We start from the raw sequence: 16258 nt of genomic DNA, 5'->3' as shown, positions 1-16258 counted from the left end.
CATCCTTAAACTTATACTTATTGTGGTTCATATTGCGGTTCTTGAAACTCAATTTCTTGTTTTCTTTTTTGAACTTCGTCTACAACTGTCCTTGTCTTAAGAGCTGCTTGTCTAAATGCTTCACTCGCTTCCTGCTCCTTCGTTTTTAGTGAAAGAGAAAGTAAGCTTGCCTCAATAGCTTTTAACGATACTAACGCGCTTTCTACCTTTGACGCTACCGTCATTACCTAATCACCTACCCTTTTGATTTAAAGACTAATGATGCTAAAAAACCAAATATAATGGCAGCTGAAATACCTGCACTCGTGACTTCAAAAATCCCGGTTAACACACCGATTATTCCACTACGTTCTGCTTCAGCCATTGCACCATGAACGAGCGAATTACCGAAACTTGTAATAGGTACAGTTGCACCTGCCCCCGCGAAATCAATTAAAGGCTCATATAAACCGAGACCATCCAATATTGCACCGCTTACAACTAACGCACTCATTGTATGAGCAGGTGTTAATTTACCTACATCCATTAAAAGCTGACCAATGACACAAATGAGCCCACCAACAATAAAAGCAAACAAAAAGGTCATTCACCTTCACCTCCTGCTTCTATTGAAACAGCATGAGCAATACATGGTATCGTTTCATTTTGTTGATAAGATAAAGGTGATAACAAGGCTCCTGTAGCAACAACTAATAATCGTTTTAACCGACCTTCGCGCATGATTTTTAATAGATGCCCATAGACGACTGCAGCCGAACAACCTGGTCCACTTGCCCCAGCTAATATAGGCTGTCCCTCTCGATAAATCATAAGACCACAATCTTGAAACGTATCATCCTCGATAAATAATTGCTTTTCACTTAACAGTTCCTTCGCAATGGGTAAGCCAATTTCCCCCAAATCACCAGAGACAATAAGATCATAATAATCGTTTGGTAAATTCAAATCTCGAAAGTGAGCAGCAATCGTATCTGCAGCTGCTGGAGCCATTGCAGCGCCCATATTAAAAGGATCTGATAGTCCCATGTCAATGACTTTCCCCATCGTTGCTGACGTTACGACTGGCCCTTCACCTGAATTGGCGACGACCGCTGCTCCAGATGCTGTCACCGTCCATTGCGCTGTAGGAGGCTTCTGGCCACCATATTCTGTTGGATAACGGAATTGCTTTTCTGTAGCAGCGTTATGACTTGAAGCGGCTGTCACTATTCGGTTTGCACTTTTTGAATTAACGAGTAACGCTCCTAATGCAAGCCCCTCCATCGATGTTGAACACGCGCCAAACAACCCAACATAAGGAATGGTCAATGTTCGACTCGCAAAGCTCGATGGCGTCATTTGATTAATTAAATCACCAGTGATCATAAATTGAATATCTTCCTTCTGTAAAGAAGCCTTTTCCAAGGAGCGAACAATTGATTCTTCTAATATAACTTTTTGTGCTTTTTCATACGATTCCTGTCCAAGCCATAAATCACTATGAAGAATATCAAAATCATCTGCTATGGCGCCATTTGCTTCAAATGGCCCACCTACTGTTGCGGTTGATATAATGACAGGTTTCTGTTCAAATGACCAAGATTGATGTCCTTGTAGCATTTACAGTCCTCCCCATTGGATAAAAACGGTTTTAATCAATGCAATAACGAACGCGGCAACAGTTCCAAATACAATGACTGAGCCAGCTAATTTGAATATATTTCCTCCAACCCCAAGAACATAGCCCTCGGTTCGATGCTCGATAGCAGCTGCGGCAACTGAGTTCGCAAACCCCGTCACAGGAACAGCTGTTCCTGCTCCAGCAAATTGAGCAAAACGATCATATACACCAAATCCTGTAAGCAATACAGCTATTAATATTAGCGTTGCCACAGTCGGATCACTTGCTGAGCGTTGCGTGAAATCAAAAAAAGTATAATAAAACATTTGAATACATTGCCCGATCACACAAATAAAGCCTCCGACTAAAAAAGCTTTTATACAGTTTTTTATAACAGGCCTTTTTTTCTCATGTTTTTGTGCTAACTGTTGATATTGATCTTGTTTTGGCGAGATGTTTTTCTTTTTATTTTGAGACATTGTTACTACCCTCCTACCCTTTCATCATTTCATCTAATTCTTTTAACCGTTTTGACAGCCGTTCTTCGCTAATTGAGTGTTGCTTCAATTGCTGTTCAAGCTTTCCAATCTCAATAAAAATTTTCTCATCTGTTGAAACATGTACCGTTGCATCTGGGTATCTCTTCTTAATCGCATCATGTGATTTTTTTCTTATTTCTTTTAGAAAAAAACGGTCAAGTGGTTTTACATGAGGTGTTATATATACGCAATTCCCGTGCGAAACCCCTTTTACTTCGGTAACTTCATCCATTGATAAGACAATTTCTTTCGCTGTATTTGCCATATTCTGCTCAACTATGACATCCTTTAATTGCAATGATTTTATTTCTTCGTTCGTATTCACTTGACACCCTATCAAATAAAAGCAACATACTAATAGAACCCATATGACCTTTTTCATAACCTTCTCTCCTTACAATTCATTATGTATGGCCAAGAATTTTTCTATATAATGAAAGGAGGCTCTCACGTAGAGCAACCTCCTGCTTTAAGCTAACTTTTGTATTGAGGCTCTTCTTGTTCGATTTGTTGCATTCTAGGTGTTAAGCCGTCAATAACACTTTGTGTGTTTTGGGCCATTTGTTGATACAATTGCTTTGCTTGTTGATTTTCCGTTTCAAGTGCAAACGTTTCTAAGCTCGCTTGAGCACTTTTTAACCCGGCAATGGTTTGTTTCATTTTAGAACCAACTGTCATCTTCACAACCTCCTTAGTCGTTAGTACAATTATATTTTGATAAAATAACGAATGAACTATTAGAGGAAAATTTTAACTTTTTAAAAAAGGAGTTTATCTTATGTTCTTCAATCCCATTACGATTATGTCCATTTGCACAATTATTGTCCTTATAACTATATTTATTACGTATAAGCACATAAAAAAGATGATTGAACATTTACATAACGAAATAACCGATTTAAAAGAGCCCTTTTCATTCGTGCAGTCAGAAATACAAAAGAACCTACAGGAAGAAAGGCGTACTCATGTTTTGATTATGCTATATCGCTTACGAGAAGCTGTCGGGAAGCAACAAGAACAATTACACCCTAGATATATTGAGCAATTACCTACAAGTCATGGTTTATCCGAAGATGAGCTTAGTCGTTTATTTTCTGGTGAAGCTGCTTTAATTATTGATCAATATTGGTCGTCTTATCGTTCTTATGTGGAAAAATATTGGTTAACAGATTCAAGGCAAATAAAAACGATTTTTCAAGGGAAAAATAATGACCTCAATACCGAGCTAGGACAGCTTCACTTCGATTCAAAAAAACTTGTCATACATTTTGATCGAATGCTTAACAAGCTAAACTCACTCACATAAATCTCCTCTCACTCGCTCAAACTATCTATAAGTGTGGTGAAAAGGAGGAGTTAGGTGAACACAAACTTTCTTTCTCTAACAGTTGAGCTTTTTGTTGGATTTTTTGCTTTGCTCGTCCTGACGAAAATTCTTGGCAAAAATCAAATTACACAATTAACACCTTTCGATTTCATCTCAGCATTAGTTCTTGGAGAATTAGTGGGGAATGCTATTTATGATAAAGATATCGGTCTACATTACGTTATTTACGCTGTTTTTTTATGGGGAGCACTTATTTATACAATTGAGATGATTACGCAAAAGTTTCGTGGCTCTAGAAGTATACTTGAGGGGAAACCATCCTTCATTATTGCAAAAGGCAAAATTCAATTTTCAGAGTTAAAGAAAAATAAACTTGATTTCGATCAACTTCTCCATCTTCTTCGTTCACAAGGAGTTTTTTCAATTAGAGAGGTCGAATATGGAGTATTAGAAACGAATGGCTCCGTTAGTGTATTAAAGAAATCCCAATATAGCTATCCAACTCAACAAGATTTAAATATGCCTCCTACATCCGTAAAGTTTCCTGTTATTTTAATACTTGATGGTGAAGTAATACAAGAAGGCCTTGACAAGCTAAATAAGGATAGTGTCTGGCTAAAGAAAGAGCTATTTCAACGAGGGATCGCTGGTACGAAACAAGTTGTCTACGCAGAATGGTTGGAGGACGAAGGGTTTGAAATTCAAACATACTAAAAATGGAGGCATGTAACACCATGAAACAACTAGCGCTCTTTATATTAGTCATCTTTATTTCATTGTGCGGATGTCAAGATGAGAAGACAGATCAACACTCACTCTCACATCAACAAAATAAAGTAACTCAAAACAACGGTCATAACGTTATCGTCATTCTTATTGACTCAATGACTGAAAAAGTAATGGATAAAGGACTTAAAGAAGGCAGACTACCAGCTTTACAATACTTAATCGATCATGGTACAGTCTTTCATGATCTCGTTGCACCATTTCCTTCAATGTCAGTTACAATAGAAAGCACTTTGCTTACAGGAGACTCTCCAGATAAACATTCGATTCCAGGGCTGAATTGGTACGATGAAACATCAGATTCACTCATTAGCTATGGTGACTCGATCTCATCCATGTGGAAGCTAGGAAGAAATGATGTTATTGATCATACATTAAGTAAGCTAAATAACGAACATTTAAATAAAAACTCAACGACGATTTATGAAAGCTTAAAGCAAAAAGGACTTACTACTGGTTCAATTAATATGCTTGTCTACCGAGGAGATATAAGTCATACACTTACTGTGCCTGCCCCTTTTAAAACCATTCTTCAATTAGAATCGGAAACAATAAAGACTAAAGGGCCTGATATTTTGGCATTTGGTAAAGCGATTCAACCTGAAATAAAAGGCGATGTTCCCGATGGCATAACAGAACGGCTTGGTCTAACTGACCGTTACTCAGCAGAAGTGATTGCTCAACTCATTAAAGATGGACAGCAACCTAACTTTCTCATGACATTCTTTCCTGATTTTGATAAGCTTGCTCATCATCATGGACCTTATGCAATTGATCACTTTAGTAAGGTTGATCATAATGTTCAAACGATTTTAAATGCGTATGAAAGTTGGGAAGAGGCTCTCTCGAAAAATACTTTTATCGTATTAGGAGATCATGGACAAAGTGAACTCATTGATAATAAAGAGGCTGTTGGAATTGATCTTGAATCACTAATATCTCCTTATTCAGTGGCTTCGTTATTTGAATCACCTAGTAGTGGCGATATTATCATTGCGAACAACCATCGTATGGCTTATCTTTATTTGAATAATGAAGAACTTACATTTTTCCGAGTCGGTGAACAGTTATTACAAGATGACCGTATTGAGCACATCGCTTGGATAGAAAATGATGAAGTGGTTTTACAAAAACAAGGTTTAGATGGTTATTTACGATTTAAAGAAGGCGGAGTATTACAAGATGACTATGATCAAAACTGGACACTTAATGGGAATAGAAATATTGCTCATATTTCAATAACGGACAATTATATTAACTATAATGATTATCCGGATATCTTTCACCAGCTCGATTCAGCATTAAAAAGTCATAATAACACATTAATTGTTACAGCTAAGCCTGGGTACACACTTAAAACTGAAGGTGCACCCGTTCACGTTGGTGGTGGCGAACATGGTGGACTTCACAAGACAGATACATTAACGTCTATCATTGTTTCTAATAAAAAAAATTTACCTGAAAAACGAAGAATGATCGATTTATTTGACTATTTTCACACTTTTTTTAATTAAATGTTTTAAAAATACTGATACGGTTATTCAAATCAGGAGCAATGTGCAAAGTAATCACCACTCGAAACAAAGTGTTGAATACGAGTTTTCTTTAAACGTATTCATGGCCTCTATGAGCGGTGATTGCTTTCTCTTTTTTACCGATCTCTAGTATGGTGTCCACTTTACCTTACGAGCTTCTTTAAAACGTTTTTCTACTTCTGGCCAATATACAACGTTCCACCATTGTTCGATGTACTTATTTCGCTCATTTTGATAGCGTAAATAATAAGCATGTTCCCATACGTCTAATACTAATAACGGAATGACATCTTGCTGTGTAAGATTTTGGTGTTTTTCAGCTTGTAAAATCTCTAAGCGATGAGCTCTAGGAGACCACACTAAAAGAGCCCAGCCACCTCCCTCTACTTGTTCAGCAGCTTGAGAAAATTGTTCCTTCATCTTGTTAAAGCTTCCAAAGTCTTGCTCAATTTGTTTCTTTAATATACCTTCAGGTTGTCCTCCGCCACTTGGATTCATCACTGTCCAAAATATCGTATGCAAATAATGACCAGCACCATGAAAAGCTAATTCTCTTTTCCAATGTTTAAGCAAATCATAATTCCCAGTATCTCTTGCTTCTTTGACCTTTTTCTCAGCTTTATTCAATCCATCAACATAGCTTTGATGATGCTTCATATGATGTAACTTCATTGTTTGGCGATCAATGTATGGCTCCAAATCCTCATAATGATATGGAAGAGGAGGTAATATATGACCTCCAATTGGAACAGAATGATTTCCTCTCTCTACATCCTTTTCTCGTTGTAGCTTATTCCAACTTTCGTAACAGTTCATTGCTAGAGTATATAATTGCTCATTTTCATTGTCTTTATCACCTGATTGACTTTTTTTCAACTCAGTCATTAACTCGTGCATGGACGATGTAAATTCATTATCGTCTGTCATGAATGATTCATCTTTGTTATCGCATATCCGTTTCAAATTTTCTGCCCATTTAAAGACATCCTTAACATATGGAGATTGACTATTATGAGTGTCCATTTTATCCTCCTTACCATTTAATCCATTCATTATATGATGGTAAGAGGTTGATTCATGTAAGAATGAACGCATTTTTTTAAGATTATTCATTAGCTGTTTCAATTTAACGCTTTTTCCATTAGTCGTTTCCATCAACTTCCAATCAAAAAAAGATATGTCCTAGGCTCAATAAACCTTCGACACATCTTTAACTATTACTGAATTTCTTCAAACTGCTGTAAAAATAAGTCTGCCTCATCTTCCAATGACCCGTCATCGACTTCATCAGGTAATGGAGGTAACTCTTCCAAAGACTTCAATCCAAAATGGTCAAGAAAAAAAGGTGTCGTACCATACAGAATAGGTCGACCCGTACCTTGCGCTCTGCCAATTTCCTTTATGAGTAATTTCGCTGTTAATGATTGTAACGCCTTTTCTGATTTTACTCCTCGAACATCCTCTACTTCCATTCTTGTAATAGGTTGTTTATAAGCAATAATAGCTAATGTTTCAAGAGCAGCTTGTGAAAGCTGTGATTGGATAGGCGATGTAGCAAGCCTTTTAAAATAAGGGGCATGCTCTGTTCTAGTCGTCATCCGAAAAGCACCAGCGACCTCAACAATTTGAATCCCTTTTCTTTCATCTTCATACTTAAATTGCAAGCTAGTAACAGCTTCAGCTGCTACAGACGTATCAACCTCTAATACTTCTGCTAGTTGCTTAATTGTGATCCCTTCATCACCAACCACTAATAATAAACCTTCTATAACCGCTTGGAGTTCACGAAAAATCAATGTAGATTCCCTCCCTCAACTCGGTAGATCATGATGCTTGTGAAATTTTCATCTTGCACACAGCGAATCGATTTTGTTTTCATCAACTCCAAAATGGCTAAAAATGTCATGACGACTTGTCCTCTATCCTGTTCATTAAATAGCTCTTCAAAGTGACACGGGCGATTTAATTGACTCATTCGATTAAGTACAAACTCAATTTTTTCTTCAATGGAGTACTCTTGGCTTTTTACCGTTTTCGTTTTAGGAGCCTGTAGCGCTTTACGTTTCGTTAGCTTTTGATAAGCAGCAAGCATATCAAATAATGTGACTCCTTGAATCGCCAACTCTCTCTTTTCTTCTTCTGTTATAAATTGATCTAATTCGTCAGGTGCACGAGTATACGTAAGACTTCTTTCTTTTTCCTTTTCCTTTAACTCGTTCGCTGCTTCCTTATATTTACGATATTCGATTAAGCGAAGCATTAATTCCTCGCGAGGATCCTCTTCTTCTTCCAATACCCACTCTTCTTCAAATAACTCCTCTTGTTTCGGGAGAAGCATTTGACTTTTGATGGCTAATAATGTAGCAGCCATCACTAAGTATTCACTGGCGATGTCTAACTCCAATTCTTGCATCGTTTCAATATATGTCACATATTGATCGGTTATTTGTGCAACAGGAATATCATAAATATCGACCTCTGCTTGATTAATTAGATGCAATAACAAGTCAAGCGGTCCTTCAAATGCATCAATCTTTACACTATATGAATTCAATTTAACCACCACTAGCTTCTAGACTATCTACGAAATTATACCATACATTCATTAAATGGAGAACATATCTTCTAACCGCACCCTAAAATTATCATACTCACTCTGTTCGATTCACTTTTTTTCTTATGTTACAATATTCTAATATGTGAAGATTTACATGTATGTAAAGAGATTTCGATAGTGTCCCCTGTGACCCAACGATTAAAAGGAGAAAATCATGTACCCAATTAAATATGTAGATTATTTAATTCATTATCATATTCATCGTGATTACTTTGAGTGTCACGAGATTTTGGAAGAGTATTGGAAGGAAGTGACAAATCCGTTAGTGCATAATCAATGGGTTGCGTTAATTCAATTGGCTGTTGGTCATTATCATCACCGGCGTGGTAATGATAACGGAGCTAAACGAATGTATAAGAAATCTTACCATTTATGCTCTCTTTATTCTGATGAATTAAATCAACTAGGTTTAAACACGACTAAACTATTAAGAACTATTAAAGCAGTTGAAGCACAATTGAAAATAAATGAATTCCACGATGTTCACCTTCCGATGTCACATGATTTGCTAGAAGCTTGCAAGAAGCGTTGTGAAGAATTAGATGTTAGATGGAATTTGACGTCAGTCCCTTTTGTACCTAATTTTATTGTAAATAAGCATTCTTTACGGGATCGTAGTGAAGTCATAGATGAACGTGAGAAGCAATTAACGAGGAGAATAAAAGATAGAGAGTTTCCCTTTAGCGAATGACTACTTTTCTTAATTGCGACGGTGTGTTGTTGTGCTCTACTTTAAGATCAATGTGTAACGCTTGAAGCCCACGAAGCCACTTTGATTAAATTTCTCTTTTTTCTTTCAAAAGAAGAAGAGGAGTTCTTAGGACTCCTCTTCTTCACAGGCGAGCATAAAGGTTTTCGTTGAAACTGTTGGCTTCAAGTCACAAGGAAGCATGAGCTTTAACTGTTCAAGCATCTTCTTCCCTATTCCTTCTTTACGGTGTGATGGGTTTACAGAAATATGTTGCAAATACGCATCCCCATTCTCAATTGACACACCTATTACACCAACAATATCAATCTCTTCCCAAACATACAATTTCCAATTCGAACTCTCTTCATACAAATCCATTGTCTGGCGTAACCGTTTTAAATCCTTTTCGGTAGGCATGAAGGAGAGCAAACCCATTGCAATTTTTTGATGGCTTTTTTTATATGGCATTAGCATAATAAAACCTCTCAACACCTTAACTTCTAAGCAATAATAGTCGTATTCATTATAATAGTTTATCACATTTGTCCAGATTGCAACGTGGATCTCATCGAAAAAATGTTACAACTACATTACAGCCTATGCAAGAAAATTTAAAAAGGTACACCATCCCTTTGTGCATTTATTCTTTATTCAAAGCTTTTCCCTAAATTGGCCATTTCAATGGCAGCTGTCGCAGCATCCCATCCTTTATTACCAGCTTTCGTTCCAGCACGTTCAACAGCTTGTTCAATAGTATCTGTTGTCAATACGCCAAAGATAACGGGTTTACCTGAAGACAGTGTTAAAGATGATACTCCTTTTGCAACTTCACTGCAAACATAATCAAAGTGAGGCGTCGCCCCCCTTATCACTGTGCCTAATGTAATAACAGCATCATAACGTCCTGAATCAAGCATCTTCTTTGCTGCAAATGGGATTTCAAATGCACCAGGTACCCAAGCTACATCAACATCTTCTTCATTAACACCATGTCTCTTTAAGGCATCCTCTGCCCCGCCTAATAGTTTACTTGTGATAAATTCATTAAACCTTCCTACAACAATCCCTATCTTCAATCCAGTACCTACTAAATGTCCTTCAAATGTTTGCCCCATCTTATATTCCTCCTCATTATTTTTTGAAATGTAGCATATGTCCTAGCTTTTCAGATTTTGTCTTTAAATAACGTTCATTATCTTTGTTATGCGGTAATTGTAATGCAACACGTTCAACGACTTCTAAATCATACCCCTTTAAGCCCGTTATCTTACGTGGGTTGTTCGTTAGAAGGCGCATTTGTCTTACACCTAAATCACGTAAAATTTGTGCCCCAATACCATAATCACGTAAATCCGGAGCAAAACCAAGCTTTTCATTTGCTTCGACCGTATCATAACCTTCTTCCTGTAATTTGTAAGCTTTGAGCTTATTTATCAATCCAATGCCACGTCCTTCCTGTCTCATATAGAGTAAGATTCCTTTCCCTTCTTCCTCTATTTGAGCAAGAGCTGCATGTAGCTGTGGTCCACAATCGCAGCGATGAGAGCCAAATACATCGCCAGTTAAACATTCAGAGTGCACACGAACGAGAGTGGGCTCACCTTCAATAATATCCCCTTTCACAATCGCAACACTTTCTTTCCCTTCAAGAACATCTGTGTAGCCAATTGCTTTAAAGTCTCCAAAATCAGTCGGCAACTTAATTTCAATTTCTCGTTTTACTAATTTATCTTTCTTACGACGATAACGAATTAAATCTTTGATCGTAATCATTTTCAATTGATGTTCATCAGCAATCGCACGTAATTCAGGTACACGTGCCATCGTACCATCTGCATTCATAATTTCACAAATAACACCAGCTGGTTTTGCACCTGCTAGACGAGCTAAATCGATCGCTGCTTCAGTATGCCCTGCCCTACGTAAAACGCCTCCTTTCTTCGCTACGAGTGGAAAGGTATGACCTGGTCGTTTGAAATGATGTTTCTCTGCATGCTCATCTATGAGGGCTCTTACTGTAATCGCTCGTTCCTTGGCTGAAATCCCCGTTGTTGCTGTATAATGATCTACACTTACTGTAAATGCCGTGCCGTGTGGATCTGTATTGTGATCAACCATAGAAACAAGATCAAGCTCGTGCGCTCGCTCCTCTGTAATCGGAGCACATACTAATCCACGTCCATGGGTAACCATAAAATTAATGACTTCATCTGTTGTTTTTTCAGCAATTGCGACAAAATCACCTTCATTTTCACGGTCCTCATCATCACACACAATAACGACTTTACCTTGTTGTAAATCTTCTATTGCTACTTCTATAGAATCAAAAACCATTTTTTCGTCAGCTTGACTCATTTATTCTCACACTCCTATCCTATTTGAAGCCATGTTCTGCTAAAAAACTGTCAGTTAATGATGAACTGGGCTCTTTTAAATATCGTTTTGAAATAAAATGTTCAATATATTTTCCGACCATATCACACTCAATATTAACAATGTTGCCAACATTTTTGCGGCCAATTGTTGTTTCATCTAATGTATGTGGAATAATCGAAATTGTAAAACTACCTTCATCCACTGAAAAAATCGTCAAGCTCGTACCGTCAACAGTAACTGAACCTTTTTCAATCATATATTTTCGTAAGTTCTCTGAAACACCAATACGATAATAAACAGCGTTATGATCCTTCTTCTTAGAAAGAATTGTACCAGTACCATCTACATGACCTGAGACAAAATGGCCACCAAAACGTCCATTAGCGCTCATAGCTCGTTCTAAATTGACTTTAGATCCACTTGACAATCCTCTTAAACTTGTAGCTCTTACAGTCTCAGGCATTACGTCGACTTCGAATGATTGGTCTGTAAATTCGGTTACCGTTAAACAAACACCATTAACTGAAATACTGTCACCAAGCTGCACATCTTGCAAGACTGTTTTAGCTTGAATGACCATCACCATCTCATCCCCTGATTGTCTAACATCTTTAATCGTTCCTACTTCCTCGATAATTCCTGTAAACATTTTAGTTTTCCTCCTTCAATCGAGAAATAATCTTAACATCGTCACCGACTCTAGAAACATCAATCATTTCAAGTGCAAGTGCTTCCTCTACTTCTTGAAAACCTTCTCCACCAATGGAGGTAGGAGCTAGTTTGCCACCAAATAATTTAGGGGCAACATAAGTGATCACTTGATTGACAGCACGCTCTTGTAAAAAACTACCGTTAATCTCCGCCCCACCTTCAACAAATACAGATAAAATTCCACGCTTTCCTAATTGCTGTAAGATCGTTCTAATCGAAAAATCTTTTATAGAAATAACCGTTACGCCATGTTCTTCTAACTCTTTTCGTTTTTCATCAGGTGCTTGTTCTGTCGTAAAAACCCAAGTAGGTGCTTCTTCACCTGCCACAAGCTTTGAATGAAGTGGAATTCGCAAATTTCGGTCTAAAACAATACGAATAGGGTTAATACCACCGTTGGGTAGTCTTGTCGTGAGAGATGGGTCATCTGCCAAGACAGTTCCAATCCCTACAAGTATCGCATCATGAGTATGTCGATATGTATGAACATCTAACCTTGCCTCTTCACTCGTAATCCATTTGCTTTTACCCGTTACGGTTGCAATTTTCCCATCTAACGTAATAGCTGATTTTAACGTCACAAACGGGACAGCATATTTCATAAAATGAAAAAAGACATCATTTAACTGATTAGCTTCCTTCTTACACACACCTGTTATGACTTCAATTCCAGCTTGTTCTAAACGTTTAATACCTCTTCCAGAAACAGCTGGATTGGGATCTACAGTAGCAATGACAGCACGTTTAATCTTCTTCTCAATAATCAGTTCCGCACAAGGTGGGGTCTTACCATAATGGCTACATGGCTCGAGTGTGACATAGATTGTCGCACCTTCTGCTTTTCCACCTGCCATGTTTAATGCCTGAACTTCCGCATGACCTTCTCCTGCTTTTAAATGTGCACCCATACCGATAATCGCTCCATCTTTTACAACAACTGAGCCAACCATAGGATTAGGAGATGTTTGACCTTTTGTACTTTCAGCCAACTGCAAAGCTAAATTCATATAGTCCTGATCATTCAACGTCGATTCTCCTCCCTTTTATCAGGAACTTCTCCTTATTCATCATATATTCCTATTGAAAAAAGCCCTATGCAACATTGCTTAGGGCTTTTAAGAGATCACGAAATAAACGTCAAAATGTGTATTTTTTGACGAGCACAGTTAAAAATAGATATACCTCCCCCCTCTATAAAAAAAGGGTTATGAGACCTTTTCTACTGTTTCGCTCCTTCTCCCATCCAGACTTTCACTGTCGGTCCCGGATTTGCACCAGGTCCACCGACTTCACATACATGAAGCCGGGTCACGGACTAAGAAGTGAATAATTCACTTTCATCACCGCCGGTAGGGATTTTCACCCTGCCCCGAAGGAATATTATACAATTGTAAGGAATTCAAACACAGTTTGAATATTCGAATCGTACCACTTAAATTTCAATAAATCAAGAAATTTAACTTGAAGTTCTTTATATAAATCCAGCTCCTAATATGACGTTACTCTTCAAGCAAGGATAATATTCTTTCGACAACATCATTAGCAGCATTAGGCTGCTTCCATTTACGAGCACTGTTTCTCATTTCCATTGAAAATTCATTTTCATACAAGACATGTTTTAGTATCGCAGGTATATCTTGCGTACTATTAGCTTTCTTAGCAGCACCTACATTAATCAAAAATTCCGCATTTTGTTCTTCATGCCCTGGCACGGGGTTATAAATAATGATTGGCGTTTCACAAGCTAACGATTCAGCCATAGTTAATCCTCCTGCTTTGGAAAATATCGCATCGCTTGCCTTTAAATAAAGTAAAAAATCATCTGTAAATTCAATGACGTTAATTTCATGTTTACTTTCAATCACTTCAATTTCCTTTTTTATCCTTCTATTATGACCAATCATACATAACAATTGAATGGGTTCATCCAATCCATTCAGAGAAGTAATCGCTTCTGTGTAATTCGTTAACCCCATACCTCCTCCAGCAATTAATAACACCTTTCTATTCTCACATATTCCCAAACGCTTCCGGCTATCATATTTAGATTGATTCAACGACACATGACTTTTTATCGGTATCCCCGTCGTAAAAAAGAGATCTTCCTTTAGATTATGACGTTTCGCAAATTCTGACACATTAGGATCCATTGTGAAATAAGCATCTATCTCGGGTCGGATATAAGCAGGATGCAATACAAAATCTGTAATGACTGTATAAAAAGGTATATTTAACTTTCTTTGTTTTTTTAGTCGAGCTAAAAAAGCTGTTACAAAAGGATGAGTTGAAATCATAAAAGAACAGGATGAATGTTTCACGATATGGTGTAATTGTCTAATAAATAACATCGCAAACCGGTCTAAATATAAATATAGTGGTACTTTTTCTGCTCTAAAATAAATATTTTGCCATATTAGCGGTTTCTTTTTTAATAAATGAAGATAACTTTTCAGCATACAACTATGGAGTACTGGACTTATTGCATAAAATGTATCAATAATTTTTGGTTGAAATCCTTGTTTTTGAAGTTCGTGTTGGAGAGCCATGGCCGCTTGGTTATGTCCATGCCCGATCGAAGCAGAAAAGATCAATGGTTGAGGCTTCATATTCTATTTCCCCTCTTTCCAAGATGACTGACACTAGATGTATGATAGTTATTTTTTGAACGTTAGAGAGGAATCATTCATCGTTATGAAAAAAGGTTAATTTTAAATATTCGTTTTTTAAAAAAATTACATATTATTTGAATCATTTACCATACTATCTTTAAAATCAATGGAAGGATGAATGAAATGCAAAAAATTATGCACATCTTTAAAGAAAATTTAAAGGAAATCATTCTAAATTTTGTTCAACAAGAATATGAACATCTATTTAGTCGAAATGTTAGTAATAAAGAAGAGGTAAACGATCCGTCAGATGATAATCGTTTTCTTATTATTAAGACTCCTAGCTAAAACATCTTAAGGTAAAAATGGCTTGGACAAACGTACAAGAATATCTTTACCTAAGATAGTATCAAGTGAGGTCCCTTATATTTGCGTATGATAGGACCTCACTATACAAACTCTCAGGCTCTTCTAACGCTTGATTATACTACATTCAACGCTCCCTCTTTAATTTCCATACGAATAGGACTTTCCGAAATAATTTCTCCATCACTTTGAACTAAAACAGGTTTATCCGATTGAATATAAACTTCTTTACCTGTTAAGATTCGTACATTTCTATGTAGGACGTGCGTCCCATTATAAGCTCGTAAAAATAAACGAAGCAATCCCCATTTTGTTAGCCCATGAACAATACAAATATTTAAAAGGCCATCATTATTGACCGCTTGTGGACAAATACTTATTCCTCCCGCATAATTTGGTGCGTTAGCAACGGCTACAAGCCAAACATCAGACAGTGTGAACTTCTCTCCATTAACGGTTAACGATATCTTCGTAGGTTGATACGTTCTTAGAACCTCTAACATACTAACAACATAAGACAAACCACCTAATCCAAAATGATTCAACCAATTCTTATACTTAGCTCCATTGGCAATCTGTGCGACTTTCCCATCAAATCCAACTCCTGTAACAGTCAAACAATAACGTTGACCTAAGTGAAGTAAATCAACTTTTTTTTGATCATGAGAAAAAACTCGTAATAAGGCTTTTCGATATTGTAAAGGAATGCCTAAACAACGCGCGAAATCATTTCCAGATCCTGCAGGGATAACTCCTAAAGGAATCTGTGTATACGCCAGTGCCGTAGCTACCTCATTAATCGTGCCATCGCCACCAATCACGACAACAGCTTGTAATGAATGAGCTGAGAGTTCTTTTGCAATCTTAGTCGCGTGTCTCGGCCCTTTTGTAAAACGTACAAGAAATGGTTTATTTTCTTCCTTCACTATCTTTTCTACTTTCTTCCACACTCTATTCCCTCTCCCATTACCAGAAGCTTGATTCACAATGAAACCATACATGAGATGCTCCTCCTAAAAAATCAAAATCTGATCCAATGTATATTTTCGGCTTTTATTGAAAATATTATCCATATGATGAAAAAATTAAAAGTGATGGAGG

General features: G+C 37.1%; 20 protein-coding genes, 1 pseudogene and 1 riboswitch. Of the genes and pseudogenes, 5 read left to right on the top strand and 16 right to left on the bottom strand.

What is annotated here, in order from left to right; all coding sequences use genetic code 11:
* Nucleotides 1–17 precede the first annotated feature (17 nt).
* The 6 genes from JCM9152_RS01335 to JCM9152_RS01310 all read right to left on the bottom strand — a co-directional run bounded on the left by JCM9152_RS01335 (nucleotide 18) and on the right by JCM9152_RS01310 (nucleotide 2817).
* Nucleotides 18–224 (bottom strand): DUF1657 domain-containing protein, encoded by a 207-nt coding sequence (locus JCM9152_RS01335; protein ID WP_035340058.1) that lies wholly within the window; start codon nucleotides 222–224, stop codon nucleotides 18–20.
* 11 nt (nucleotides 225–235) lie between these two features.
* Nucleotides 236–586, bottom strand: a complete 351-nt coding sequence (gene spoVAE / locus JCM9152_RS01330; RefSeq protein ID WP_035340056.1) for a stage V sporulation protein AE — start codon at nucleotides 584–586, stop codon at nucleotides 236–238.
* The gene (gene spoVAD / locus JCM9152_RS01325; protein ID WP_035340054.1) at nucleotides 583–1599 is read right to left on the bottom strand and encodes a stage V sporulation protein AD; all 1017 of its coding nucleotides are present in this window, start codon (nucleotides 1597–1599) and stop codon (nucleotides 583–585) included. Before spoVAD ends, spoVAE begins: the two co-directional genes overlap by 4 nt.
* A complete protein-coding gene (spoVAC, locus tag JCM9152_RS01320) occupies nucleotides 1600–2079 on the bottom strand; it encodes a stage V sporulation protein AC (RefSeq protein ID WP_035340052.1) in 480 nt (159 codons plus the stop codon). It lies immediately after the preceding gene.
* Nucleotides 2080–2092: 13 nt separating this feature from the next.
* Nucleotides 2093–2521 (bottom strand): YhcN/YlaJ family sporulation lipoprotein, encoded by a 429-nt coding sequence (locus JCM9152_RS01315; protein WP_035340050.1) that lies wholly within the window; start codon nucleotides 2519–2521, stop codon nucleotides 2093–2095.
* A gap of 92 nt (nucleotides 2522–2613) precedes the next feature.
* Nucleotides 2614–2817 (bottom strand): DUF1657 domain-containing protein, encoded by a 204-nt coding sequence (locus tag JCM9152_RS01310; RefSeq protein ID WP_035340047.1) that lies wholly within the window; start codon nucleotides 2815–2817, stop codon nucleotides 2614–2616.
* A gap of 100 nt (nucleotides 2818–2917) precedes the next feature.
* Between JCM9152_RS01310 and JCM9152_RS01305 the strand changes: the two genes are divergently transcribed.
* Genes JCM9152_RS01305 through JCM9152_RS01295 form a run of 3 tightly spaced genes read left to right on the top strand, consistent with a single transcriptional unit; the run spans nucleotide 2918 to nucleotide 5766 of the window.
* A complete protein-coding gene (locus JCM9152_RS01305) occupies nucleotides 2918–3445 on the top strand; it encodes a hypothetical protein (RefSeq protein WP_035340045.1) in 528 nt (175 codons plus the stop codon).
* A 54-nt stretch (nucleotides 3446–3499) separates the two neighbouring features.
* Nucleotides 3500–4180, top strand: a complete 681-nt coding sequence (locus tag JCM9152_RS01300) for a DUF421 domain-containing protein (protein WP_035340043.1) — start codon at nucleotides 3500–3502, stop codon at nucleotides 4178–4180.
* Between the two features lie 20 nt (nucleotides 4181–4200).
* Entirely contained in the window at nucleotides 4201–5766 is a 1566-nt protein-coding gene (locus JCM9152_RS01295) for an alkaline phosphatase family protein (protein ID WP_035340041.1), read from the top strand.
* Nucleotides 5767–5913: 147 nt separating this feature from the next.
* On the opposite strand, the gene JCM9152_RS01290 is transcribed toward JCM9152_RS01295, so the two are convergent.
* From JCM9152_RS01290 to JCM9152_RS01280, 3 genes are all read right to left on the bottom strand, one after another.
* Nucleotides 5914–6810, bottom strand: a complete 897-nt coding sequence (locus JCM9152_RS01290; RefSeq protein WP_035340331.1) for a superoxide dismutase — start codon at nucleotides 6808–6810, stop codon at nucleotides 5914–5916.
* Nucleotides 6811–7004: 194 nt separating this feature from the next.
* Nucleotides 7005–7583 (bottom strand): SMC-Scp complex subunit ScpB, encoded by a 579-nt coding sequence (gene scpB / locus JCM9152_RS01285; RefSeq protein ID WP_035340039.1) that lies wholly within the window; start codon nucleotides 7581–7583, stop codon nucleotides 7005–7007.
* On the bottom strand, nucleotides 7580–8341 hold the full coding sequence (locus JCM9152_RS01280; protein WP_081727855.1) for a segregation/condensation protein A: 762 nt from the start codon (nucleotides 8339–8341) through the stop codon (nucleotides 7580–7582). The genes scpB and JCM9152_RS01280 overlap by 4 nt, the downstream gene beginning before the upstream one ends.
* A 217-nt stretch (nucleotides 8342–8558) precedes the next feature.
* Here JCM9152_RS01280 and JCM9152_RS01275 point away from each other — a divergent pair, with 217 nt between their 5' ends.
* A complete protein-coding gene (locus JCM9152_RS01275; RefSeq protein WP_035340034.1) occupies nucleotides 8559–9095 on the top strand; it encodes a DUF309 domain-containing protein in 537 nt (178 codons plus the stop codon).
* A 126-nt stretch (nucleotides 9096–9221) separates the two neighbouring features.
* Here the strand turns inward: JCM9152_RS01275 and JCM9152_RS01270 are convergent, their stop codons facing one another.
* The 6 genes and pseudogenes from JCM9152_RS01270 to JCM9152_RS01245 form a co-directional block, all read right to left on the bottom strand.
* Nucleotides 9222–9569, bottom strand: coding sequence for a GNAT family N-acetyltransferase (locus JCM9152_RS01270; RefSeq protein ID WP_035340032.1), 348 nt, complete (start codon nucleotides 9567–9569; stop codon nucleotides 9222–9224).
* A 173-nt stretch (nucleotides 9570–9742) separates the two neighbouring features.
* Nucleotides 9743–10210 carry a 6,7-dimethyl-8-ribityllumazine synthase gene (gene ribH / locus JCM9152_RS01265; RefSeq protein ID WP_035340030.1) on the bottom strand — a complete coding sequence of 156 codons (468 nt, stop codon included), beginning with the start codon at nucleotides 10208–10210 and terminating at the stop codon, nucleotides 9743–9745.
* A gap of 16 nt (nucleotides 10211–10226) precedes the next feature.
* Entirely contained in the window at nucleotides 10227–11450 is a 1224-nt protein-coding gene (locus tag JCM9152_RS01260) for a bifunctional 3,4-dihydroxy-2-butanone-4-phosphate synthase/GTP cyclohydrolase II (protein WP_304503383.1), read from the bottom strand.
* Between the two features lie 19 nt (nucleotides 11451–11469).
* On the bottom strand, nucleotides 11470–12120 hold the full coding sequence (ribE, locus tag JCM9152_RS01255) for a riboflavin synthase (protein ID WP_035340028.1): 651 nt from the start codon (nucleotides 12118–12120) through the stop codon (nucleotides 11470–11472).
* Nucleotides 12093–13207: pseudogene (ribD, locus tag JCM9152_RS01250) on the bottom strand (bifunctional diaminohydroxyphosphoribosylaminopyrimidine deaminase/5-amino-6-(5-phosphoribosylamino)uracil reductase RibD). Before ribD ends, ribE begins: the two are co-directional and overlap by 28 nt.
* Before the next feature lie 202 nt (nucleotides 13208–13409).
* Nucleotides 13410–13563: riboswitch (FMN riboswitch) on the bottom strand.
* A 118-nt stretch (nucleotides 13564–13681) separates the two neighbouring features.
* Nucleotides 13682–14788, bottom strand: coding sequence for an MGDG synthase family glycosyltransferase (locus tag JCM9152_RS01245; RefSeq protein WP_035340024.1), 1107 nt, complete (start codon nucleotides 14786–14788; stop codon nucleotides 13682–13684).
* Between the two features lie 186 nt (nucleotides 14789–14974).
* Here JCM9152_RS01245 and JCM9152_RS22520 point away from each other — a divergent pair, with 186 nt between their 5' ends.
* On the top strand, nucleotides 14975–15139 hold the full coding sequence (locus JCM9152_RS22520; RefSeq protein WP_156314970.1) for a hypothetical protein: 165 nt from the start codon (nucleotides 14975–14977) through the stop codon (nucleotides 15137–15139).
* A gap of 134 nt (nucleotides 15140–15273) precedes the next feature.
* Here the strand turns inward: JCM9152_RS22520 and JCM9152_RS01240 are convergent, their stop codons facing one another.
* Nucleotides 15274–16158, bottom strand: coding sequence for a diacylglycerol/lipid kinase family protein (locus JCM9152_RS01240; protein WP_035340022.1), 885 nt, complete (start codon nucleotides 16156–16158; stop codon nucleotides 15274–15276).
* Nucleotides 16159–16258: the final 100 nt, after the last annotated feature.

Origin of the sequence: Halalkalibacter hemicellulosilyticusJCM 9152, assembly GCF_000513115.1 — a bacterium.
Taxonomy (GTDB): Bacteria; Bacillota; Bacilli; order Bacillales; family Bacillaceae_D; genus Halalkalibacter; species Halalkalibacter hemicellulosilyticus.
Note: the sequence above shows the minus strand (reverse complement) of the source record. Positions and strands in the feature narration are given on the sequence as shown.